The organism is Mycobacterium europaeum, from assembly GCF_002102155.1.
In the GTDB taxonomy this organism is placed as follows: Bacteria; Actinomycetota; Actinomycetes; order Mycobacteriales; family Mycobacteriaceae; genus Mycobacterium; species Mycobacterium europaeum.
In genome coordinates this window covers 125,315-148,560 of the sequence record NZ_LQOU01000015.1, presented here as the reverse complement: position 1 = coordinate 148,560, position 23,246 = coordinate 125,315, and the positions used below count along the sequence as shown (strand labels likewise).

Genomic DNA, 23,246 nt, shown 5'->3' with positions numbered 1-23,246 from the left:
CGCCATGACTACCCCGGCGAAGCTCAACCCGCAACGCATACCGCCGTACAGGACGGCGGCGCTGGCCTTCTTGGTAGTCGCCGCGGTGGTGCTGGGCTTCGTGTGGCTGCAGTTTCGCGGCCAGCTCTCGCCGACGACACGCTTGACGATGTTGGCTCCCCGGGCCGGTTTGGTGATGGATCCGGGCTCGAAGGTCACCTATAACGGCGTGGAAGTCGGCCGGGTGGCCAGCATTTCGGAGATCGAGCGTGACGGAACACCGGCGGCCAAGTTCGTCTTGACCGTGAATCCGAAGTGGATCGAGCTGATTCCGGCCAACGTCGACGCCAACATCAGGGCGACCACGCTGTTCGGCAACAAGTACGTGTCGTTGACCTCGCCCAAAAAGCCCGCAGCCCAACCCATCACACCGGAGCACGTGATCGATGCGAGGACGGTGACAACGGAGTTCAATACGCTGTTCGAGACGCTCACCGCCGTCACGGCGAAGATCGATCCGGTCAAGTTGAATCTGACGCTGGCCGCGGCCGCGCAGGCATTGACCGGGTTGGGCGACAAGTTCGGGCAGTCGATCGTCAACGCCAACGCCATCCTCGACGACGTCAATCCGCAGATGCCGCAGATCCGGCACGACATTCAGCAGCTGGGGGCGCTGGGCGACGTCTACGCCAACGCCGCCCCCGATCTGCTGAACGCCCTCAACAACGCGGTGGTCACCGCGCGCACGGTGCGTGCGCAGGAAAACGACCTGGACGCCGCGTTGTTGGCCGCGGCCGGCTTGGGTAACACCGGCGCAGACATCTTCGCCCGCGGCGGTCCCTACCTGCAGCGGGGGGCGGCGGACCTGGTCCCCACCGCCGGACTGCTCGACACCTACAGTCCCGAGATCTATTGCACCATCAAGAACTACTACGACGAAGAACCCGCAGCCTATGCGACGACGGGCGGCGGTAACGGCTACGCGCTGAGAACCATGACCGAACTGACATCGGGGTTGGGCGGCATCCTCACGCTCCCGGGGTTAGCCGGCACCGCGGCCACGATGGGACTCCTGGGTCTGGCCGGGTTGGTCGGCGGCGCGCCGAATCCCTTTGTCTATCCGGATAATCTGCCGCGGGTGAACGCGCACGGCGGCCCGGGGGGTGCGCCGGGCTGCTGGCAGGCCATCAGCCATGACCTGTGGCCTGCGCCGAGTCTGGTGGTGGACACCGGCGCCAGCCTCGCCCCGTACAACCACCTGGAGACCGGCTCTCCGTACGCAATCGAATACGTATGGGGCCGCCAAGTCGGGGACAACACGATCAACCCATGAAAATCACCGGCTCCGCTATCAAGCTCGGCATCGTCTCGCTGGTGCTGCTGCTGATCACCGTGTCGATCGTCGTGGTGTTCGCTCAGATGCGCTTCAACAGCACCAACAGCTATACCGCGGAGTTCCGGAACGCCACCGGACTCAAGAACGGGCAGTTCGTCCGCGCCGCCGGAGTGGAGATCGGCAAGGTGAAAGCGGTACGGCTGATCGAACGCGGCCAGCGGGTTCTGGTCGACTTCGATGTCGACCGCTCCATACCGCTCTACCAGTCGACGACCGCGCAGATCCGCTACCTCAACCTGTTCGCCGACCGCTACCTGGAGCTCAAGCGCGGCGAGGGCGAGGGCGCCGACCGGATCCTGCCGCCGGGCGGCTCCATCCCGCTGTCCCGGACGTCACCGGCGCTGGATCTCGACGCCCTGATCGGTGGGTTCAAGCCACTGTTCCGGGCGCTCGATCCGGAAAAGGTCAACACCATCGCGTCGGCCATCATCACCGTGTTTCAGGGTCAGGGCGGCACCATCAACGACATCCTCGATCAGACCGCGCAGCTGACCGCGCACATCGCCGAACGCGATCAGGCGATCGGCGAGGTGATCAAGAACCTGAACACCGTGCTGGACACCACCGTTCGGCATCGCAAGGAGTTCGACCAGACCGTCGACAACTTCGAGAGACTGATCACCGGGCTGCAAAACCACGCCGACCCGCTGGCCGCCGGCACCGCGAACATCAGCAACGCCGCCGGAACGGTGGCCGACCTCCTCGCGGACAACCGCACCCTGCTGCACAAGGCGATCAACTACCTGCAGGCTCTTCAGCAACCGCTCGTCGACCAACGTGATCAGCTCGGCGACCTGATCCACAAGACCCCGACCGCGCTCAACCTGATCGGGCGCAGCATCGGCCTCTACGGAGACTGGGTCAACTTCTACGTCTGCGACCTCACGATCAAGTGGAACGGGCTGCAACCCGGCGGGCCGGTCCGCACTGTCCGGCTCTGGCAGCAGCCCACCGGCAGGTGCACGCCGCAATGAGAACGCTGACGGAATTCAACCGCAATCGGGTCGGGCTGATGGGCATCACCGTGCTGGTGCTCGTGGTCGCCGTCGGCCAAAGCTTCACCAGCATCCCGATGATGTTCGCCAGCCCGAGCTACTACGGGCAGTTCACCGACACCGGTCAACTCAACAAGGGCGACAAGGTGCGCATCTCCGGCGTGAATGTCGGCAAGGTGGAGGGGTTTGAAATCGACGGCGACCACGTCCGGATCAAATTCAACATCGGCGCCAACACCATTGGCAGCGAGAGCCGGCTCGCGATCAAGACCGACACCATCCTGGGCAAGAAGGTGCTCGAGATCGAGCCGCGGGGCGCGCAGACGTTGCGGCCGGGGGCCGTGTTGCCGCTGGGGCAGAGCACCACCCCCTATCAGCTCTACGACGCCGCGTTCGATGTCACCAAGGCCGCCACCGGCTGGGACATCGACACCGTGAAGCAGTCGCTGAATGTTCTGTCGCAGACCATCAATCAGACCTACCCGCACCTGAGTTCCGCACTCGACGGGCTGACGAGATTCTCCGACAGCATCGGAAAACGCGACGAGGAGATCAAGCACCTGCTCGCTCAGGCCCACCAGGTGGCCAGTGTGCTCGGTGACCGTAGCGAACAGATCAACCGATTGTTGGTCAACACGAAGACGCTGCTGGTCGCGTTCAACGAACGCGGCCGCGCGATCGGCGCCCTGCTGCAGAACATTTCCTCGTTCTCTGCTGAGGTGCAGGGGTTCATCAACGACAACCCGAACCTCAATCCCGTCCTGGAGCAGTTGCGGGCGATCAGCGACGTGCTGGTGGCGCGCAAGGACGACCTGGCTCAGACCCTCACGTACGTCAGCCAATTCGCCGCATCGCTCGGCGAATCCGTCGCGTCGGGACCGTACTTCAAGATCGTCTTGTCCAACCTGCTGCCGTATTGGATCTTGCAGCCCTTCGTCGACGCCGCCTTCAAGAAGCGCGGGATCGACCCGGAGGACTTCTGGCGCAGCGCCGGGCTCCCCACGTTCCGCTGGCCCGATCCCAACGGCACCCGATTCCCCAACGGGGCACCGCCGCCCGCGCCTCCGGTGCTGGAAGGCACCCCGGAGCACCCGGGACCGGCCGTCCCGCCCGGAACGGCGTGCTCGTACACCCCGCCGGCCGACGCGCTGCCGCGGCCGGGAAATCCGCTGCCCTGCGCGGGCGTGGACGTCGGCCCGTTCGGCGGCAGCCTCCCCGCACCGATCGACGTCGCGACCTCGCCGCCGAACCCGGACGGGCTGCCACCCACCCCGGGGATCCCGATCGCCGGCCGGCCGGGCGACCTGCCGCCGAACGTCCCGGGCACACCGGTGCCGCTGCCCGCCCAGGCGCCGCCGGGCGCGCGCACCGAGAACCTGCAACCCGCAGGCCCCACCCCGCCGCCGTCGACGTTTGCGCCCGGGCTGCCGCCGGGGCCGCCGGCGCCGCCGGGACCCGGGCAGCAGTTGCCCGCACCGTTGATCAACCCCGGCGGCACGGGAGGCAGCGGCATCACGGGAGGTAGCCAGAATTGAGCAGCGTCTTCCCCATCCGCCATCTGCGGCCCCGAACGGTCGTCGGAGCGCTGGTGGTTCTGCTGGCCCTGGTCGCCGGATTCGTCGGCTGGCGGCTCTACCAGAGGTTGACCACCAACACCGTGGTCGCTTACCTACCGGCCGCGAACGCGCTCTATTCCGGGGACAAGGTCCAGATCATGGGCGTTCGGGTCGGCGCGGTCGACAAGATCGAACCGGCCGGCGACAAGATGAAGGTGACGTTTCACTACGAGAACAAGTACAAGGTGCCCGCCAACGCGTCCGCCGTGATCGTCAACCCCACTCTGGTGGCGTCGCGCAGCATCCAGCTGGAGCCGCCCTACAAGGGTGGCCCGGTGATGGGCAATCACGCGGTGATCCCCATCGAGCGCACCCAGGTCCCGACGGAGTGGGACGAACTGCGCGAGAGCGTCGCCAACATCATCTCCAAACTCGGCCCGACGCCCGAGCAGCCCAAGGGTCCGTTCGGTGAGGCCATCGAGTCGTTCGCGGACGGGCTGGCCGGCAAGGGCAAGCAGATCAACACCACGCTGAACAGCCTGTCGCGGTCGTTGACCGCGCTGAACGAGGGCCGCGGCGACTTCTTCGCGGTGGTGCGCAGCCTGGCCCAGTTCGTCAACGCCCTGCACAAAGACGACCAGCAGTTCGTCGCGCTGAACAAGAACCTGGCCCAATTCACCGACAAGTTGACCGGTTCCGACCGCGACCTCACCAACGCGCTCCGGCAGTTCGACAGCCTGCTGTCCACCCTGCGCCCATTCCTGGCCAAGAACCGCGCGGTGCTCGCACACGACGTGGACAACCTGTCCACTCTCACCACCACGCTGGTCCAGCCCGATCCGCTGAACGGGTTGGAGACGGCCCTGCACGTCCTGCCGACGCTGGAGACCAACCTCAGCCAGATCTATCACCCTTCGCACGGCGCGGTCATGTCCATCCCGGCGATCCCCAACTTCGCGAACCCGATGCAGTTCGTGTGCAGCATGATTCAGGCCGGCAGCCGGCTGGGGTATCAGGATTCCGCCGAACTGTGTGCGCAATACCTGGCGCCCATCCTCGATGCCATCAAGTTCAACTACCTGCCGTTCGGACTGAATCTGTTCAGCACCGCCGAGGCGCTGCCCAAGGAGGTCGCCTACTCCGAACCCCGGCTGCAGCCGCCGAACGGGTACAAGGACACCACCGTGCCCGGGATCTGGGTGCCCGATACACCGTTGTCGCACCGCAACACCCAGCCGGGCTGGGTTGTCGCGCCGGGCATGCAGGGTACACAGGTCGGACCGGCCACCGGGGGCCTGCTCACCCCCGCGTCGCTGGCCGAACTGATGGGCGGTCCGGACATCCCGCCGCCGTCGTCGGGGCTGCAGACACCGCCGGGGCCGCCGAACGCCTACGACGAGAACCCGGTGCTGCCGCCCATCGGCCTGCAGGCCCCGCAGGTGCCGATCCCGCCACCGCCGCCGGCACCGGGTGTGGTCCCGGGCCCGGCCGCGCCCACACCGGCAGCCGCGTCGACGGGAGCGGGATCGTGAGCCACGCGCGAAGCAGTGCAATCCGGAAAACGCTGCGCGCGTGCGGTTCTCGCACACGGCGCAGCGCCTGGAAGGGGCTGGCTCTGGTGACGGCCGCGACGGTGCTGACGTCGTGCGCGAAGTGGCACGGAATCGCGAACGTGCCGATGCCCGGCGGCCCGGGTTCGGGGCCCGGCTCCTACACCGTCTATGTGCAGATGCCCGACACCCTGGCCCTCAACGACAACAGCCGGGTGCGGGTGGCCGACGTCTTCGTCGGCACGGTGCGCGCGATCGAGCTGAAGAACTGGGTCGCGACACTGACGCTACGTCTGGGCAAGGAAGTCAAGCTGCCCAAGAACGCGACCGCCAAAATCGGGCAGACCAGCCTCCTGGGTTCTCAGCATGTGGAGTTGGCCGCACCGCCCAACCCGTCCCCCGAACCACTCAGGGACGGCGACACCATCCCGCTGAAGAATTCGTCCACGTACCCCACGACCGAGCAGACGCTGGCAAGCCTTGCCATCGTGCTGCACGGCGGCGGCGTCCCGAACCTCGAAGTGCTGCAGAACGAGGTCTACAACATCGTGAACGGTCGGGCCGAGCAGATCCGCGCCTTCCTGAACAAGCTCGACACCTTCACCGCCCGACTCGACGAGCAACGCGCCGACATCACCCGGGCCATCGATTCCACCAACCGACTGCTGGCGTACGTGGGTCCCCGGTCGGACGTCCTGGATCGTGTCCTCACCGAATTCCCGCCGCTACTCAAGCATTTCGCCGACAAGCAGAACCTTCTGATCGACGCGGTCGACGCGACCGGGCGGCTCAGCCAGCTCGCCGACCAGTACCTGTCCCCCTCGCGCGGCGACATACACCAGGACCTGTTGTCGCTGCAGTGCCCGTTGCGGGAACTCGGCCGTGCGGCGCCGTATCTCATTCGCGCACTCAAGCTGATCCTCGTCCGGCCGTTCGACATCGACGCCGTGCCCAAGGCGTTCCGCGGCGACTACTTCAACCTGTCGCTCACGCTGGACCTGACCATGAGCGCCGTCGACAACGCGGTCCTGACCGGGACCGGGTTCTCCGGAGCGCTGCGCGCACTCGAGCAATCGTGGGGCCGCGACCCCGAAACGATGATCCCCGACGTCCGGTACACGCCGAACCCGAACGACGCCCCGGGTGGGCCGCTGGTCGAAAGGGCGGACAGGCAATGCTGACCCGCTTCATCAAGCGCCAACTGGTCATGTTCGCCGTCCTGACCGCGATCACGGCCGTTGCGCTGGGCTGGTATTACTTGCAGATCCCCAGCGCCGCGGGGATCGGCCAGTACACCCTGAAGGCGGACCTGCCCGCGTCGGGCGGTCTCTACAAGACCTCCAACGTGACCTATCGCGGGGAAACCATCGGCACGGTCACCGCCGTCGAGCCGACCATGACCGGCGCGCGAGCCACGATGAGCATCGCCGACCGCTACAAGATCCCGATCGACGCGTCGGCGAACGTGCATTCGGTGTCGGCGGTCGGCGAGCAGTATCTGGATCTGGTGTCGGCGGGCAACCCCGGCCAGTACTTCTCGCCGGGACAGACCATCACCAAGGGCACGGTGCCCACCGAGATCGGGCCGGCGCTCGACGCCGCCAACCGCGGCCTCGCGGTGCTACCCAAGGACAAGATCGCCTCGCTGCTCGACGAAACCGCCCAAGCGGTCGGCGGATTGGGGCCCGCGCTGCAGCGGCTGGTCGACGCCACCCAGGCCATCGCCGGCGACTTCAAGACCAACATCGCCGACGTCAACGACATCATCCAGAATTCCGGGCCGATCCTCGACAGCCAGGTCGACTCCGCCGACTCGATCGAGCGCTGGTCGCACAACCTGAGCATCCTGGCCGCGCAGAGCGCGGAAAGCGACCAGCACGTGCGAAGCATCCTCACCCAAGGGGCGCCGACCGCCGACCAGATCAACGAGGTGTTCGGCGACGTCCGCGAGTCGCTGCCGCAGACACTGGCGAATCTCGAGATCGTGCTGGAGATGCTCAAGCGCTACCACAAGGGCGTCGAGCAACTGCTGGTGGCCTATCCGCAGGGCGCCTCGGAAGGCCAGACGGTCACGTCGGCTTTCCCGGGCTACGCGTCGCTCGGCACCTCGCTGACGATCAACCAGCCCCCGCCCTGCCTGACCGGCTTTCTCCCGGCAGATCAGTGGCGGTCCCCCGCTGACACCAGCCTGGCGCCGATGCCGTCCGGAACCTATTGCAGGATCCCGCAGGACACTCCCGCCAACGCCGTGCGCGGTGCGCGCAATCTGCCCTGTGTGGACGTCCCCGGTAAACGCGCCGCGACACCGCGAGAGTGCCGCGACCCCAAACCGTATGTACCACTGGGCACCAACCCCTGGTACGGCGACCCCAACCAGATCCTGACCTGCCCGGCACCCGCCGCGCGCTGCGACCAGCCGGTGAAGCCGGGTCAGGTCATCCCCGCGCCGTCGGTTGACAACGGCCTCAACCCGGCGCCCTCCGACCGGGTGGCGGGCACACCGCCCCCCGTCAGCGATGCACTGCAGCGGCCGGGATCGGGCACCGTGGAATGCAATGGGCAGCAACCCAACCCGTGCGTCTACACACCCGGCGGCCCTCCCCCGGCCGTCTACCTTCCCCAGAGCGGTGAACTGGTGGGGCCCGACGGCGTCAAGTATGCGGTTGAGAATTCGAGTAAGACAGGAGACGACGGATGGAAGGACATGCTGGCACCGCGCGGCTGACTCGAGCCGGCTCCGTCGGTTCGACATCCCCGCGGCCCGTCGGTGGACACCGCGCCCGCCGCGAGACGCGCGAAACCATTGGCCTGGGCCAACTTCGGAGCGACGCGTGCAGGTATCTCGAGCGCGTGGCGACCGGCGAGACCATCGACGTCGTCCGGCGCGGCAAACTGGTGGCCCGGATCGTGCCCGTCGGTGATTGGCGGGTCGCCCCGATCCCCGCGCGATCGGTCGAACCCGCGGCGTCGGACGCCGGCGGTTGGGTCGGCCTCGACGAACTGCGAACACGGGCCGGGCGGTGCTTCGACCGGGTCGCGGCAGGGGAAACCCTCAGTGTGGTTCGCGGCGGTCGATTACTGGCACAGATCGTGCCCGCCGGCGACGCGGAGCGCGCCGCGGCCCCGGCCGGTGCAGGCGGCGGGATCGAACTCGACGAGCTACGCAAGCGCGCGGGCCGATACTTCGACGAGGTCGCGGCCGGACAGACGATCGAGGTCATCCGCGGCGGCAAGTTGGTCGCCCGCATCGTGTCGGTCGCCTAGGTACGGCGCCCGGCTCCGGACCTCCCCTCCTCCGCGCGGAAGCTTCGCCGCGGCAACCTCGTTCCGCCGCCTGTGACCGCGACGGGCTACGACGGGCTTCCATGAGGGCGAGACCGCGACGCAGCGCCGAGCGGACAACGTCGCATTCTCGGTGCGTGCCCTCGCCCGCTAATCCCCGTCGAGTCCGTCGTCGGGCAGCGGGCGTCGGCAGATCGCCCGCGCGTCGGCGGCGCTGAGGCCGAACAGCCGCAGCACGTTCTCGGTGACGAGGTCCGCCGCGCGCGCGTCGTCGCGATCGGGATCGTCACGCAGCAGAGCGCCCAGGCCGAGCAGCGCGCCGCCGGCCATGGCAAGGGCCAACTCGGGATCCTCGACGTCGAACCGCCCGGCGGCCACCCCGGCCCGGATATCGCGGAGGGCCCGGGGCGCCAGGCCCCGTTGCGACGACAACAGCTCCAGCCCGTTGGCCAACAGAATCCGGCTCTCTTGGGGTCGACGGCGAAACAACCGACCGGTCAGCCGGAAACTCGTGGCGAAAGTCTCGGCCGGGTCCTCGATGGACGCGGTGAGCCGGTCCAGCATCGACCCGTAGGCGTCGAGCACGTCGGCGACGGCGGCCTCGAACAGCTGCTCCTTGCTGTCGAAGTGGTTGTAGAAGGAACCCATCCCGACGTCGGCAGCCTGGGTGATCTCGAGGACGGGCACATTGACCTTGCCCTCGGCGATCAGCCGCTGCGCCGCCTTGACCAGCGCCGCCCGGGTCCGCCACTTGCGCCGCTCCAGCCGGTTGGGCGGCTCTGCCATCGCGCTCATCCCCAGCAGTATGCATCGGTGATGACGATTCCGTCAGGGTCTTGACTGAACGTTCTCTCGTATGTGACGATTTCGTCAGTTACTCGATGGAGTGGTCATGCATCTGACGAAGAGCGCTCACGCGCACGGGGAACGGGGTTCGCGGCGCGGCGAGCACCCCGGCCGGGCCCGCAATCCGGTCATCAAAGTCGCCGACATCGCGTGGCTGGAGTTCGAGCGGCCCGACCTGGCGCGGGCGGAGACGTTCGCGCGGGCCTTCGGCCTGCACACGGCGCAACGCGGCGTGGACGAACTGCAGCTGAGGGGAACCCGGGAAGGCGCGCCGTGCGTCATCCTGCGCCGCGGCCCGCGAAAACGCTTCACCGGTGCGGCTTTCCGGGCGTGCGACGAGGCCGACGTGCTTCGGTTGGCGGACAGCTTCGGCGCCCCCGTCGAGCCGCTGCCGGAGACCATCGGTGGACTGTCGGTCGCGTTGGTCGACCCCAGCGGCATGCCGGTCCGCGTGGTCGCCGGCATGCACGAACTCCCCGAGCTGCCCGGCCAGCCAGTCCACCAGTTCAATTTCGGACGGGATGTGCGGCGCATCAATGCCGGCCAGCGCCCCCCGCGGGCACCCGCACAGGTCCAGCGCCTGGGCCATCTGGTGCTGCAGTCGACCAAGTACATCGAGACGCTGAACTGGTACCTGGACTACCTGGGCATGATCGTCAGCGACTTCCTGTACTTTCCCGGCCAGCGCGACCGGGGGCCGACGATGAGTTTCATCCGTTGCGACCGCGGGTCGACACCGGCCGACCACCACACCCTGGCGATGGCCCTCGGCCCGGCCAACCGTTACGTCCATTCGGCATATCAGGTCAGCGATCTCGACGCGCTGGCCGCTGGCGGCGAATACCTTGGCGCCCAAGGCTATTCCCGGTCCTGGGGGATCGGTAGGCACGTCCAGGGCAGTCAGATCTTCGACTACTGGCGCGATCCCGACGGGTACTTGTTCGAGCACTTCGCCGATGGGGACCTGTTCGACAACACGCTGGACCCCGGCTGGGCGCCCTTCACCGCGTCCGGTCTGGCCCAGTGGGGACCGCCGGCGACCAGGGATTTTCTCGGCACCGACCCGAAATCAGCTGGCCGCGAACTGGTTTCGATGATCACCGGGCTCCGCGCACACAACGAGTTCGATGTCAACCGCCTGATCGGCCTACTGAAAGTTCCCACCTCATGACCCTTTCCGTGCTGCACTCCGCCTCCGAAACCGGCCACGCGTGGTGGCTCAAAACCGCCCGGGGTGCGGTGCAGATCGACACCTCCGCGGCCAGCACCGCCGCGCTGCTGGCCGACCGCACCGCCGTCGAGAACGCGGCCCACAGCACCGATACCGTTGCCGTCGAGTCCCTGAAGTTGGTGTCGCCGGTGACCCGGCCGTGCCGGGTGATCGCCCAGATGACCAACTACGAGTCGCACGTCAAAGACGCGGGCATGGATCCGGCGTCGATACCGCTCACCTTCTTCCGCAAGGCGTCGGCCTCCATCAACGGGCCTTTCGACGACATCGTCAAACCCCCGCATGTCCGGCTGCTGGACTACGAGGTGGAGATCGGCCTGGTGATCGGCCGCGGGATCCCGGTCGGCACCGCCATCTCCGAAGCGAACTTGAGCGATTTCGTCGCCGGCTTGGTGGTCACCAACGACGTCTCCGCACGTGACATCCAGCTCCCGCAAACGCAGTTCTACGAGGCCAAGTCGTATCCGACCTTCACGCCGGTCGGGCCGGCGCTGGTCCTGCTCACCGCCGACGAGCTGAAGCGCTTCGGTGATTTGCGACTGCGCCTGAGTGTCAATGGCCAGGAACGCCAGAACGCGCTCGTCGAGGGTGACATGCTCTACCGGCCGCTGCAGGCGCTGCAGTCGCTCACCCAGTTCCAGGAACTCGCCCCGGGCGACCTGGTGCTCACCGGCACGCCGGCCGGCACCGCGCTGAGCGCCCCGCCCAAGGCCGTGCAGCTCGTCGGAAACCTGTTGCCGCCGGCGGTGAAATGGAAGATGTTCTTCTCGCGCCAGGCCGCCAACCGCAACTACCTGCGTGACGGTGACGTCGTCGAGGCTTCGGTGGCGACCGACGACGGGGCCATCGACCTCGGAACGCAGCGCACCACAGTCCGATTCGCGTGACGACTCCGCCCACCCGGCGGGTTCCCGTCGTCATCGTCGGCGCCGGACCGACCGGCGTCACCGCGGCCACGCTGCTGGCGCAGTACGGCGTGGACTGTCTGGTGCTCGACCGGTGGCCCGGCGTGTACCCCCAGCCGCGCGCCGTGCATCTGGACGACGAGATCTATCGCATCATCGCCCGCCTCGGGCTGGCCGACGAATTCGCCGGGATATCGCGGCCGACACTGGGTCTGCGGTTGGTGGACAACCGGCTCCGGACGCTCGCCGAGTTCAACCGCGACCCCGGGCACAATGTGCACGGCTTCCCGCCGGCCAACATGTTCGACCAGCCGGAGCTGGAGACCCTGCTGCGGACCAACCTCGAGCGCCACCCGTACGCCGAACTCCGGGGCAACTCCGAAGTCACCGACGTCGTGACGGGCGGGACAGGTATTCAGGTCACGTTCACCGACCGCTGCGACGGCGGACTCCACCGGGTCGACACCGACTACGTGCTCGGCTGCGACGGCGCCAACAGCCTGGTGCGCGCCGGTATCGGTGCGACCATGCGGGACTTGAACTTTCAGCAGCGCTGGCTGGTCGTCGACGTCGCCACCGACGCCGACCTGGGCCAGTGGGACGGGGTTCACCAGTTGTGCGACCCGATTCGCGCGGGGACCTACATGCGCATCGGGCCGGCCCGCTACCGGTGGGAATTCCAGTTGCTGGACGGCGAGACCGCGGACGACTTCGGCACCCTGGACCGATTGCAGCCATTGATCAGGCCGTGGACCAGCACGGTGCCTCTCGGTGAGCTGACCGTGGTGCGCGTCGCCGAGTACACCTTCCGCGCGCAGATCGCCGACCGCTGGCGCCGCGGCAACGTCTTCATCCTCGGCGACGCGGCACACCTCACTCCCCCGTTCATCGGCCAGGGCATGGGGGCGGGGTTGCGCGATGCCGCCAACCTCGCGTGGAAGATCGCCGGGGTCCACCACGGCACCCTGGCGCCTGGCGTTCTGGAAACCTATGAGCGGGAACGCAAACCGCATACCCGATCCATGATTCGGCTGGCGCTGAGCGTCGGTTGGGCGATGACCGGCGGTGGCCGGGTAGGCAGTGCGGCGCGCCGGGCGCTGTTGCCGCGGCTGCGGCTCATCCCGGGCCTGCGCGACAAGGTGGTCGACTCGAGCACGCCGCCGCTGCACCGTTCCGCGCTGGTGCGCACCTCCCTGGCGCCGCGCCGGCTCGGCGGGTCGCTGTGCCCGAATGCGCCGCTCGGCGAAGGTCGACGGCTGGACGACGTGCTGGGCACCGGTTTCGCGTTGATCAGTACAGCTCGCCCCGGTGCCGCCGACGAGGCGGCGCTGCGGCGGCGCAACGTCGCCGTGCTGGTCGCCGAAGCCGGCGGCCCACTGGCGACATGGCTACACCGGGGACATGCCAACGGCGCTGTGGTGCGCCCGGATCGAACCGTGGCGCGCGCCGGACGCGACGTCGCCGCCCTGTGCGCATGGACGGCGGCGGTGGTCTCGCCCGGCGTGGATCAGGAGGACGCCGGTGGCCGCGCCACGATCACCGGTACGCGAACGGAATGCAGGACCGCGTTGCTGACCGACCCCAACAGCAGACCGGTCAAGCCGCCCCGGCCGTGACTGCCCACGACCAGAAGCTGTGCGGTCTCCGACTTTTCGGCGAGTTGCCGGGCCGGTTGGTCCCGCACGACCAATCGTTGCACCGTCACGTCGGGGTAGCGTTCCTGCCAACCCGCCAGGTTCTCGGCCAGGCTGCGGTGCGCTTCGGCTTCCAGGGACGACCAATCCGCTTCCGGGAGGTCGTTGATCGCGATGTCGCTCCAGGCGTGCAAGGCCGTCAGGCCGACACCACGCCGGGAGGCTTCGTCGAACGCGACCCCGACCGCGAGCTCAGAAGCCGGTGAGCCGTCGACCCCGACCAGTACCGGCGCGTCTTGCACGCTCGGCGGACCGTCGGCGTGAACCACCGCGACCGGGCAATGCGCATGCCGCACGACCGTCGAACTCACCGAACCGAGAACGCCCCGGGCCAGCAGTCCCCGTCCGGCCGTGCCCATGACGATCATCTCTGCCCCGTCGGACATGTCGATCAGGGTCAGCGCCGGGCTGGAGTACACGAGTTCCCGGTTGATCGTGACGGTTCCGTCCTCCGGAAGTACTTCCTTGGCGAGCTTGATCGCGTGCATGATCGCCTTTTTGCCCTCGTCTTCCAGCCGCACCGCCAAAGAGTCGGGGTATGGGACCGGCGGCCAGGTGGCGGTGGGGGTCGTCACCGCGTGGACGACGGTGAGTGGGACTTTCCGCATCGAAGCTTCGTGGGCGGCCCAGGTCGCGGCCGCGTCCGAGGCCGGCGAGCCGTCGACCGCGACAACGATGCCGCGGTGCTGGTCAGGTGCTGACATGTCGTTCTCCCTCCATCATGAGCGACGCTATAACCCGCCGGGGTGTCGGTCGTGGGGCTTTAGTCCCTAACCGCCGGGACGGAGGGCTTTTGCCGCCACCCGTTAAGGCGGCCGTAACGCCATGGTCACCGGCCGGCTAGCTGAGGCTTCGCTGTAACTGCGCGATCACCCAGAACGGTAGCGCCACGAACAGCGTGCCGCCTACCAGGTTGCCCACGGCGGTGATCGAGAGGTTGGTGAGCAGGCCGTGGGCACCGAGGCCCCAACCGATGCCCGCATGCGGTGCGGCCGGATGAAACAGGTTGAGCAGCAGGGGAAGACCGAGAAAGCCGACGTTGGCGATCACGTGCTGGGTGCCGCCGATCACGAATGCGAACGGCCCGTAGAACGCGAACGTCATGCGGGCGACGTCGCTGCGGGCCTTGAAGAACATGCACATCGAGGTCTGCAGGAACCAGGTGCACACCACGGCCAGCAGCAGCGCCGTCCAGAACGGCTGGCCCGCCTTTTGCGCACCGACCGCAGCCGCCCGCTCGGCGAAGGCGCCCAGGTAGGGTCCTCCCGCGGCGCCGCAGACGGTGACGAAGACCAGCGCCCCCGCGACGTTGCCGATCAGGCCGACGATCACCAGGAACGCGTAGCCGCCGACGCTCATGGTGCGATTGAGCACGGCCAGGAAGCCGGCGGCCATGTCGGCGGTGATCAGCGACATGCCCGACACCAGGATGAGGACGAAGGACATGCCGAACGCGAGGCCCATCAGCAGGCTGGCAACCCCCGGGGTCTTGACCCCGGTGCTCACCATCAACGCCAGCAGGGCCCCGAACGCGACCATCGCCCCGCCGACCAGGGAGCGCACCAGGAATGCCCACGGGTGCGTCGCCTTCTCGACGGCCATGGCAGCCACCCGGTCCACCATGGCGCCCACGCTGAGCGGCTCGAATGGGTCGCCCGCCGTACCGGTCGGGGGTAGGGCGGCCAAAGCGCCCGGCGGCGCTTCGCCGTTGTACTGCCGCGCTTGGGTATTGATCGTCATCCGTGTTCGCCTTTCCGTAAAGCGTTGAGCGCGTCGATGACTCCGCTGATGTGCTCCTCGCTGAGCCTCTCCCCCTCGAAGACGTGGCTGAGCAGAATCTTCAGGTCAAGCATCTGTTGCAGGTAGACCAGGCACGGGGGGCATTCGTCGAGGTGCTTGGTGACGATCGGGCCCCATTGCCGGGGATCGGAGTCGACGAGGTCGTCGACGAGGTGGACGAACTCGACGCAGTCGACGGCCGGAACGGTGTTGTCGTGGACGGTCATCGGCGATACCGCTTTTCCAATTCGTTGCGAAGATTTCCGCGGGCGCGGTACAGCAGCGCGCGCTGCCCTTCAGCGGTGAGTTCGAGCAGTCCGGCCGCCTCCTCCGCGGAGGCGCCGACGATGTCACGCAGGATGACCAGTTGGCGTTGCCGCGCCGGCAGCGCATCCAGCGCCGCACGCACATGCCCGACGAGCTCGCTCTCGACGGTGTGGTCCTCCGGCAGGAAGCGCCGCGACGGCGGAAGGTTCCAATGTCCTGCGTCGGGATGGCCGGCGGGATGCATGCGGCCCGCCAGCGGATCGACGTCCTCCGCGGACAGCACCTCGTGGTCCCGGATGCGCGATTCGCGGCGCCGGTGCCGCGATGCGGTGTTCTTGACGATCCCGAACAACCACGTGGCCACCGAAGAACGGCCCTCGAAGGAATCCGCGGACTGCAGGACCTGCACCCAGGCCTCCTGCACGGCCTCTTCGGCCACCGTCGCCGAATCCACCATGGTGCGGGCAAAATTGACCATCGGCAGGTGAAAGTCGCGGACCAGGCTGGCAAGCGGGACACCGCCGACGACGCGTTCGGATTCGGTGCCCCCCGGCGGCACCGCCACCGGGGTCACCATGGTCTCGCACTCAGGCGCATGCGGCAAGTTCCCACCGCAGCTGGCCTTCTGACGGGGATTGGACGGGGATGAACGCCGCCTCCCGGTAACGGCGACTCGCCGATGTCCTGCTCGCATACCCCTTGCCACCGGCGGTACGGACCTCGAGATCGGCGCTGGCGCTGGACAGTTCGGCCGCGGCCAGCCGCAGCGACAACAGCTGTCGTTTGCTGGGCGGCTCGTCCCCACCCACCGCCGCGGCCAGCTCCGCCAATGCCGCTTCCGCGCCGGCGAGCTTCTCCTCGACGGCGTCGACTTGGGCTGTGAAGACCGAGTTGACCCCGCTGAGACCGTTTTTGGCCTGCTCCACCGCGGTTCTGGTCAGCCCCAGGCACATGGCCGATTGCAGGACGAGGAACGTCGGGCGGACCGCCTGCAGGAAGGCGTCGAAGTCACTCGACAACACCTGCCCCGAAGGGACGTAGGCGTCCGCCAGCTTCAGGTATGACGAGGCGGTGCTGCCCATTGCCAGCAGGTCGAAATGATCACCAACCGCAACGCCGGGCGTGCTCAGCGGCAAGGCCACGATCAGCCGCTCGCCCGTGTCGGTGCGCACCCCGGTCACCATCGTCGAGTCGGGATAGAGGTTGCTCGCCCACCTGATCGATCCGGACACCGCGTAGCCGCCATCGACCGGCGCGGCAGTCAACTCCATACCTCCGCAGCCGGCCGCCTCCTTGAACGCCGAAGCCATCCCAGTCACCCCGAGCGTGGTGCCGGCGAGCAGTGGCTGGGCCACCGCCATGCTGAAAGGCGTTGCTGCCGTTAGCAGATACTCCACCGCCATCCGATGGGCCCAGAGAGAGAACCCGGTGCTCATGCATTCTCCGGAGATCAGCCGGATCACCTCGGCCATGGCGGGGAGTCTGCCGTCGGCGTTGCCGGGCGCACCGACCCCGAGCAGGCCGGCCCCACCCAGGGCCGTGAAGCTGCGGCGAGACTGGTGCTCGCCGCGGTCCAGCGCCCCGGCGTGGGCCCGGATGTCTTCCAACAGTTCGGCATCCACCTGGCCCGCCGCCGGGTTCATCGTCGCCGTCATCTCGATACCTCCTGGGCCGAGTGCTTCCACGCGTAGTCGAGGAATTTGCCGTCGAAAGTGACGACCACTCTGTCGCCTTCGGGGTGCGGCCGCCGCCGCACGCTCATCTGGAAGTTGATGGCGCTCATGATGCCGTCACCGAATTCTTCACCGATGAGTTCCTTGATCGCCGGGCCGTAGACGTCCAGCGCCTCGTGGAACCGGTAGATCGTGGGATCTGTTGCCATCGTCGCATCGGAACCCCGATACGGCATCATTTGCAGGACCGCCACCGCCTCGTCGTCGAGGTCCAGAAGCGATGCGACCGTCTCCGCGTCGCCGGCCGGCAGCGGATGCTGCCCGAGCAGCGCCGCGACGGTCCACACCGGGTCCTTGCCGATCGATTCGGCGATCTTCGCCCAGCTCAGCCCCCGCTTGACGCGGGCCAGCCTGATGACCTGGCCGAGATCGCTCTTGGTCAATGTGGTTGCCATAGCCCGATTCCCGTCTCGATGCCTATCCGGTGAACAGGGTGGAGTCGACGCTCACCGGGTTGCGGAACGTGTTCACCACGGGTGACCAGGCGATCGCGTTGTCGTGGATCTCCTTGAGCGTCGCCTCGTCGGCGTCTCCGGCCAACGTCACCCTGCAGCGAACGGCGCTGAAGCCGAGGCGCTTTCCCTCGGGGGTGTCACCCACACCCCACACCGCGGAGATGTCGATGTCGCCTTCCATCTCGACCTCGATCTTGGTCAGCGTCACGCCGCGGTGCGTCGCGTTCGCCAGCAAGCCCACCGACACGCACGAACCCAGCGCCGCCAGCGCCGTTTCGGAAGGGTTGGGCGCGGAGTCATCGCCGAGCAGCGCGGGCGGCTCACCCACCAGCATCGGCGCCAGGTCACGGACATAGGTCATGTTGCGGAACCCGGTCTCGCACACCGTCTTGGCTTTCAGGGTCTTCTTTCCCGTCTCCGGGTTGGCCCTGGCGTTGCACGACAGCTTGTCGAGGCCTTCGGCGTCGATGACGAGCGCGTTGGTCATGTGACTTCCTCCGTTTCGCTGATTCTGCGTCTTCACCGAGTTAGTGCTCTGCGGCGGCCGATGTGTGACGGTGGACCCGATTGGTTTACGTGGGCGACACGAAGCATCACACAGCCGAAACGTGGCGCCGTCCATCGCCGGCTGAATCCCGGGGGTTTTGCTTAGGCGAAAAGGCCTTGCCCGATGTAGTGGCCTTCGGCGGGCGCGGGCGGCACCGCGAAGATTGCCGAGCCGACGTGGCGGATGTACTCGTTGAGCAGGTCGTGGGCGCCCAACCGGTTCTGTAGGCGAATAAAATCCTGCGGATCATTTTGATACGAGATGAACAGCAGGCCGGCGTCGAGTTGGCCGTTGGCGTCCAGGCCGTCGGTGTAGTTGTAGGACCGCCGGCGGATCATGATGCCGTCGTTGTTCTCCCGGGCGGCCAAGGCAACGTGAGACATCGGGTCGATGAGCGGGCTGCCTCCGGCGCCCGTGGCGGCGAAGGCGGGCGTATCGAATTCGCCCGTGCCGCTCAGCGGCGCCCCCTCATCCTTGGTGCGGCCGAAGATCCGCTGCTGATTGCCGATGCGGTCGACATCCCACGTCTCGAGCAGCATCCGGATCTTCCGCACGACTTGATACGTCCCACCGTTCATCCACGGCTGGTCGCTGTCGTCGACCCAGACGAAGCGGTCGTACTCGGCCTGCGTGGCGATGTTGCGGGTCCCGTCCTTGAAGCCCAGGAGATTTCGCGGGGTGCGCTGGCCCGGACCGGCCGAGGCTCGCCCGAACCCCAGCACCGCCCAGGATGGTGAGACGATGGTGCGGCCCAGCCGGGCCAGGTTGCGCACGGCGTGATAGCAGACCTGGGGGTCGTCGGCGCAGGCCTGCACGGACAGGTCGCCGCCGCGCAGCCGAGGGTCCAGGTTGTCCCCGTTGAGCGGGGGCAGATCGGCGAAGACCGCGGGTCGCCGCGCGGCGAGCCCGAACCGATCGCCGAACAGCGACGGTCCGAGTCCGACGGTGACGGTGAGACTGGCCGGGCTCAGTCCGTAGGCCTCCCCGGTATCGGCCGGTGGCTGGACCTCGACCCGTGGCTGGATGGTGCCCACCGGCCTTCCGCGCTGCAGGATCGCCGCCGCCGCCGACCAGCGTGCCAGCAGCGTCTGCAGCTCGGTGCGCCCCGCACCGGCGGCCAGCGAGAAGGACATGAACACGGCGTAACGCTGTGGGGGCGTGGCGATTCCACCCTGATGCGACTGGCCGTAGAAGGGGTAGCTACGACGCAAGTCGACGTTGTCGTCGTCACCGTCAACCGCGCGTCCGGCTGCCGTCGCGTACCCCGCAACGCCGCCGCCCGCGGCGCCGACCGCGGTGCCGGCAAGCCCGGCCAGGGCGGCGCCGCCGAGCACGCGCCGGCGCGAAACCGATACGGCTTCGTCGGGCTCGGTGGTGTCGTCGGTCACGATCAGCCCGCAGTGACGACTTTCTGGGCGACCATCGACAGGCTTTGGTGCAGCGGCTGGATGACCGCGGTCAGCTTCGCCGCGTCGGTGGCCTTCAGCGCTGGGGTGTACGTCCGGAAGCCGCCCAGCGCGGAGGGGTCGCGGTATCCGGCCAAAGTGGCCAGCACCGTGCGGAATTGCTGGTCGATCCGGCCGACCAGGGTGCCGTCGATCTTCTCCAGGCCCGGCCGTAGCGACGCGTACGCCTGCTGGGCGCCCTCCACATTGCCCGAAAAGTCAACCAGATCGATGTGGCTGAAGGCCTCCTCCTCGCCGCTGATCTTGGTGTTCTGAATCTCTTCGATCAGGTCGCTGGCGCCGTTGGCCAGGTCCTCGGGCTGATACTGCAGCAGCGCGACGACGGCGTTCAACCTGCCCACGTTGCCGACCAATTCGGAGCTCAGACTCATGGTGGCGGGGGTGATCACCCCGCCCCGCCACAGGTCCCGCTCGATGGCGTGGAAACCCTTCCAGCCGACTTTCGCATCGACGGGGGTGGACTCGCGCATGTCGATCAGGTAGTCGAACCGCCCGGCATTGTCGCCGGCCGGGAAGCCCAACACGATGAAGCCTCCGACGGCGGACTCCGAACGTTCCCAGCAGAGCCGGGCTTTGGCGTACGCGGCCTTCGCGGCCTCGACGTTGCCCGACTGCACGGCGGCGTCGAGCGCCTTGACCCCGTCGCCGAGCTGGCCGATCTGCTTGATGACGTACGCCGCGTAATCCTGGGCACCCCGGTTGAGCACGCTCGCGGCGGCACCCGCCGGTCTGGCCGGCGCCCGGCCCGTCACCGTCAAAGTCTGGTGTTCGCGGCTCGCGCCGGGGCAAAACAGGTCATACGATCCACCGTCGAGAATGACGGTGAACGACACCGGGTCCAGTCCAGGCGCGAGGTCCTCCGTTTCGCCGACGATCCGCTGGTCGGAGAGCAATTCGACCTCGCTGATCCCGGGCGCATTCGTGTTCGCGAGCGTGAACGTCACCGGGCCGGCGGCCACGCTGGTGTTGTCCAGCGCGCACACCTCGTTGCCGCCGACGCCGGCCATGGTGACCTTCACCGCGGCTGCGCCGGGTTTGCCCGCTCGTGCACGGCCCGAGTCGCCACTGGAATGCCCGCACGCGGACGTCACCGCAATCACCACCAAAGCCACTGCGGCCGAGCGCAACCCGAACGTCCTGCGCCGTCCGGGGGCGGTACTGGGCGCCGGCAATCGGCCTCCTTTCTCGTTGGACGGCCCGGGGACGCCGCCACCCGCCAGGTCAGGACGCCGGCTGCGTCACGAAGTCGATGAGTTCCTCGACGCGACTGATCAGCGCGGGCTCCAAGTCATTCCAGTCGCGCACGCGGGACCGAATATGCCGCCAGGCCCTGGCGATGTCCGCCTGGTTGGCGTGGGGCAACCCGAGCGCCCGGCACGCGCCGTGCTTCCACTCGATGTGCCGCGGCACATCGGGCCAGTCGGTCAGGCCGAGCCGCTGGGGTTTCACCGCTTGCCAGATGTCGACGTAAGGATGACCGACCACCAGGGTGTCGCTGCCGCCCGGACCGCGCCGCACCGCATCGGCGATCCGCGCCTCCTTCGAACCCGTGACGAGGTGATCGACGAGCACCCCAAGCCGCCGCCCCGGAGCGGGCGCGAACTCGGCCACGATGTCCACCAGGTCGTCCACACCGCCGAGGTGCTCGACGACGACCCCCTCGATCCGCAAATCCTCACCCCAGACCTGCGCGATGAGTTCGGCGTCGTGGCGGCCCTCGACATAGATCCGGCTGGCACGCGCTACCCGGGCGCGGGCGCCCGGCACCGCGACCGAACCGGAAGCCGTCCTCGCCGCCGCGACCGGCGCCGCACGACGCGGCGCCGTCAGGATCACCGGGCGGCCCTCCAGCAAATAACCTGGGCCCAAAGGGAAGCCACGCACGTGCCCGTGCCGGTCCTCGAGGTCGACCCGCCCGTACTCGACTCTTACCACCGCTCCGACGTATCCGGTCTGCACGTCCTCGACCACCAGCCCCGGTTCGGCGGCGTGCTCGGTCGAGCGGGGCTTGCGCCGGCCCGCGGCGGCAAGGACATCGGTTCCATAGCGATCAGCCACCCGGCAATACTAGGAACCCTTGCGGCCAAACGCCGTTACGGCGCGCCCGCCCGCGAGCATCGTGGCCAAGATCGCTCGCACGACCCGCGACCGCCGGCGCGTAAAAATTGTGTTTTAACTGTGTGGCGTTACTCAGCTGATGACATCGCCGATGGTACGTTGCTAGTCGTAAGAACTGCCGCTCCTTTAGAAACGCGGCGGTGAGCGAGGTGGACGATGGACCTGGCCCTTTGGGTGTCGAGCATTGTGGCTTTCGTGCGGGCCGGCTATCCCGCCGGCATGCCGACGACCGGATATGCACCCCTGGCCGCCCTGGCCCGCCGGCGGCTCTGCAACGACGAGATCACCGCCATCGCAAACAAACTCATGAGGCGCCAATTCTGGCCGATCAACCCCGTTGATATCGGCGTCGAGATCACCCGCGTCACCAACCAGTTGCCGTCACCGGCTGACGTCGAGCGCGTCGAGCACCGCCTCCACGCGATCCGCTGCGCGCGCCGATAAGCTTCGGAGCCCGGAATCGGGCCCAAGCTAGGGCGCCCCTTTCGCCGGGGCGCCGCAGGCGGCCAGGTAGTCCGGGTAACTCCAGGTCCGCAGAAATTGTTGGCCCGCCTGCCGTCCTCGTTGATACAGGGCGTCGCGTTGCTCGGCGGTGATGTCGAAGTCGATCGGGCTCACCTCGTCGGCGGGAACGAAGATGGTGCGCCGTACGGTGCACGGATCGTCGATGTACGCATTGTCCTGATTGCTCACCAGGGTCTCTATCGCGGCGATGCCCAACGAAACCGGACCACGCACCGGATGGGTGGGCGGGATGCCGGGACGCGCGGACAGCCGGATGCCGAAAGTCGGCCAGCGCGGCTGGGCGTCGGGGCGATCAAACAGCTCGACCGGGAAATCCGACAGCAAGCCACCATCGACCCACGTGGCGCCGCCCACCCGGACGGGTTCGAACACATAGGGAATCGCCGAGGAGGCGTGCACGGCGCGGGCCACCGGAAACTCGTCCGGGTCGATGCCATAGGAGTCGAGGTCCCAGGGGATGCGCACCAGCCTTCGCCGGGACAGGTCACTGGCCGTGACGACGAGCGACCAGGCGAACTGGTCCGGCTCCTCGCCCGTGCGCAGGTCGCCGAACGTCCGCACGCCCAAGTCGGCGAGCAGGCCGGCGAGCAGCCGTTCCAGATAGGCACCGCGGTAGACACCGTCGGACACCAACAGCGACAGTGCCCCACCGATCAGCGGCACCTCGCCGATCACGCTGCGGTCGAGGAACTTCCGGTAGTCGATGGTCCGCATCACTTCCGTCAGCCGGCTCAGCGGCTCCCCCGCGACCTGTAGGGCGGCCACCAGCGACGCGACGACCGAGCCCGCGCTGCTGCCCGCAACGCGCGGAAACCGGTAGCCGGCCTCGGACAGCGCGTCGACCGCACCGACCAGCCCGATGCCCCGGACGCCGCCGCCTTCACACACCAAGTCGGCGCGGGATACGCTCATTGCCGCCTCC

23 protein-coding genes are annotated in these 23,246 nt (G+C 67.9%); 11 read left to right on the top strand and 12 right to left on the bottom strand.

Annotated elements, in window-relative coordinates:
• Positions 1-4: 4 nt before the first annotated feature.
• The 7 genes from AWC03_RS07630 to AWC03_RS27250 all read left to right on the top strand — a co-directional run bounded on the left by AWC03_RS07630 (position 5) and on the right by AWC03_RS27250 (position 8,740).
• Complete coding sequence (locus tag AWC03_RS07630; RefSeq protein ID WP_085239906.1) at positions 5-1,312, top strand: MCE family protein; 1,308 nt, start codon at positions 5-7, stop codon at positions 1,310-1,312.
• Positions 1,309-2,349, top strand: coding sequence for a virulence factor Mce family protein (locus tag AWC03_RS07625; protein WP_085239905.1), 1,041 nt, complete (start codon positions 1,309-1,311; stop codon positions 2,347-2,349). The genes AWC03_RS07630 and AWC03_RS07625 overlap by 4 nt, the downstream gene beginning before the upstream one ends.
• A complete protein-coding gene (locus tag AWC03_RS07620; RefSeq protein WP_085239904.1) occupies positions 2,346-3,905 on the top strand; it encodes a virulence factor Mce family protein in 1,560 nt (519 codons plus the stop codon). The genes AWC03_RS07625 and AWC03_RS07620 overlap by 4 nt, the downstream gene beginning before the upstream one ends.
• The gene (locus AWC03_RS07615) at positions 3,902-5,458 is read left to right on the top strand and encodes a virulence factor Mce family protein (protein WP_085239903.1); all 1,557 of its coding nucleotides are present in this window, start codon (positions 3,902-3,904) and stop codon (positions 5,456-5,458) included. The genes AWC03_RS07620 and AWC03_RS07615 overlap by 4 nt, the downstream gene beginning before the upstream one ends.
• A 32-nt stretch (positions 5,459-5,490) precedes the next feature.
• A complete protein-coding gene (locus AWC03_RS07610; RefSeq protein WP_085239975.1) occupies positions 5,491-6,657 on the top strand; it encodes a virulence factor Mce family protein in 1,167 nt (388 codons plus the stop codon).
• Positions 6,651-8,201 carry an MlaD family protein gene (locus tag AWC03_RS07605; protein WP_085239902.1) on the top strand — a complete coding sequence of 517 codons (1,551 nt, stop codon included), beginning with the start codon at positions 6,651-6,653 and terminating at the stop codon, positions 8,199-8,201. The genes AWC03_RS07610 and AWC03_RS07605 overlap by 7 nt, the downstream gene beginning before the upstream one ends.
• Before the next feature lie 125 nt (positions 8,202-8,326).
• The gene (locus AWC03_RS27250) at positions 8,327-8,740 is read left to right on the top strand and encodes a type II toxin-antitoxin system Phd/YefM family antitoxin (protein ID WP_085239901.1); all 414 of its coding nucleotides are present in this window, start codon (positions 8,327-8,329) and stop codon (positions 8,738-8,740) included.
• A gap of 168 nt (positions 8,741-8,908) precedes the next feature.
• On the opposite strand, the gene AWC03_RS07595 is transcribed toward AWC03_RS27250, so the two are convergent.
• Positions 8,909-9,553 (bottom strand): TetR/AcrR family transcriptional regulator, encoded by a 645-nt coding sequence (locus AWC03_RS07595; protein WP_085239900.1) that lies wholly within the window; start codon positions 9,551-9,553, stop codon positions 8,909-8,911.
• A gap of 97 nt (positions 9,554-9,650) precedes the next feature.
• Here AWC03_RS07595 and AWC03_RS07590 point away from each other — a divergent pair, with 97 nt between their 5' ends.
• From AWC03_RS07590 to mhpA, 3 genes are read left to right on the top strand one after another with little or no spacing between them, the layout of a single operon-like run.
• On the top strand, positions 9,651-10,775 hold the full coding sequence (locus tag AWC03_RS07590; RefSeq protein ID WP_085239974.1) for a VOC family protein: 1,125 nt from the start codon (positions 9,651-9,653) through the stop codon (positions 10,773-10,775).
• On the top strand, positions 10,772-11,722 hold the full coding sequence (locus tag AWC03_RS07585) for a fumarylacetoacetate hydrolase family protein (RefSeq protein WP_085239899.1): 951 nt from the start codon (positions 10,772-10,774) through the stop codon (positions 11,720-11,722). The genes AWC03_RS07590 and AWC03_RS07585 overlap by 4 nt, the downstream gene beginning before the upstream one ends.
• Positions 11,719-13,356, top strand: coding sequence for a bifunctional 3-(3-hydroxy-phenyl)propionate/3-hydroxycinnamic acid hydroxylase MhpA (gene mhpA / locus AWC03_RS07580; protein ID WP_249025839.1), 1,638 nt, complete (start codon positions 11,719-11,721; stop codon positions 13,354-13,356). The genes AWC03_RS07585 and mhpA overlap by 4 nt, the downstream gene beginning before the upstream one ends.
• Here mhpA and AWC03_RS07575 read toward each other — a convergent pair.
• The 10 genes from AWC03_RS07575 to AWC03_RS07530 form a co-directional block, all read right to left on the bottom strand.
• Entirely contained in the window at positions 13,248-14,138 is an 891-nt protein-coding gene (locus AWC03_RS07575; RefSeq protein ID WP_085239897.1) for a universal stress protein, read from the bottom strand. The two genes, mhpA and AWC03_RS07575, sit on opposite strands and share 109 nt — an antisense overlap.
• 136 nt (positions 14,139-14,274) lie before the next feature.
• Complete coding sequence (locus AWC03_RS07570; protein ID WP_085239896.1) at positions 14,275-15,174, bottom strand: formate/nitrite transporter family protein; 900 nt, start codon at positions 15,172-15,174, stop codon at positions 14,275-14,277.
• Positions 15,171-15,440 (bottom strand): hypothetical protein, encoded by a 270-nt coding sequence (locus tag AWC03_RS07565; RefSeq protein WP_085239895.1) that lies wholly within the window; start codon positions 15,438-15,440, stop codon positions 15,171-15,173. Before AWC03_RS07565 ends, AWC03_RS07570 begins: the two co-directional genes overlap by 4 nt.
• Entirely contained in the window at positions 15,437-16,057 is a 621-nt protein-coding gene (locus AWC03_RS07560) for an RNA polymerase sigma factor (protein WP_085239894.1), read from the bottom strand. The genes AWC03_RS07565 and AWC03_RS07560 overlap by 4 nt, the downstream gene beginning before the upstream one ends.
• A 10-nt stretch (positions 16,058-16,067) precedes the next feature.
• Positions 16,068-17,135 carry an acyl-CoA dehydrogenase family protein gene (locus AWC03_RS07555; protein WP_085239893.1) on the bottom strand — a complete coding sequence of 356 codons (1,068 nt, stop codon included), beginning with the start codon at positions 17,133-17,135 and terminating at the stop codon, positions 16,068-16,070.
• A complete protein-coding gene (gene cynS / locus AWC03_RS07550) occupies positions 17,132-17,608 on the bottom strand; it encodes a cyanase (protein WP_085239892.1) in 477 nt (158 codons plus the stop codon). Before cynS ends, AWC03_RS07555 begins: the two co-directional genes overlap by 4 nt.
• A gap of 22 nt (positions 17,609-17,630) precedes the next feature.
• Positions 17,631-18,155, bottom strand: coding sequence for an OsmC family protein (locus AWC03_RS07545; protein ID WP_085239891.1), 525 nt, complete (start codon positions 18,153-18,155; stop codon positions 17,631-17,633).
• 161 nt (positions 18,156-18,316) lie between these two features.
• A complete protein-coding gene (gene efeB / locus AWC03_RS07540; protein WP_420845649.1) occupies positions 18,317-19,603 on the bottom strand; it encodes an iron uptake transporter deferrochelatase/peroxidase subunit in 1,287 nt (428 codons plus the stop codon).
• 2 nt (positions 19,604-19,605) lie between these two features.
• Complete coding sequence (efeO, locus tag AWC03_RS07535; protein ID WP_142278348.1) at positions 19,606-20,781, bottom strand: iron uptake system protein EfeO; 1,176 nt, start codon at positions 20,779-20,781, stop codon at positions 19,606-19,608.
• A gap of 121 nt (positions 20,782-20,902) precedes the next feature.
• Complete coding sequence (locus tag AWC03_RS07530) at positions 20,903-21,739, bottom strand: DUF3097 family protein (RefSeq protein ID WP_085239889.1); 837 nt, start codon at positions 21,737-21,739, stop codon at positions 20,903-20,905.
• 216 nt (positions 21,740-21,955) lie between these two features.
• Between AWC03_RS07530 and AWC03_RS07525 the strand changes: the two genes are divergently transcribed.
• Complete coding sequence (locus AWC03_RS07525) at positions 21,956-22,243, top strand: DUF3349 domain-containing protein (protein WP_085239888.1); 288 nt, start codon at positions 21,956-21,958, stop codon at positions 22,241-22,243.
• A gap of 27 nt (positions 22,244-22,270) precedes the next feature.
• On the opposite strand, the gene AWC03_RS07520 is transcribed toward AWC03_RS07525, so the two are convergent.
• Positions 22,271-23,236: a patatin-like phospholipase family protein gene (locus tag AWC03_RS07520; protein WP_085239972.1), complete on the bottom strand. Its 966-nt coding sequence runs from the start codon at positions 23,234-23,236 to the stop codon at positions 22,271-22,273.
• Positions 23,237-23,246: the final 10 nt, after the last annotated feature.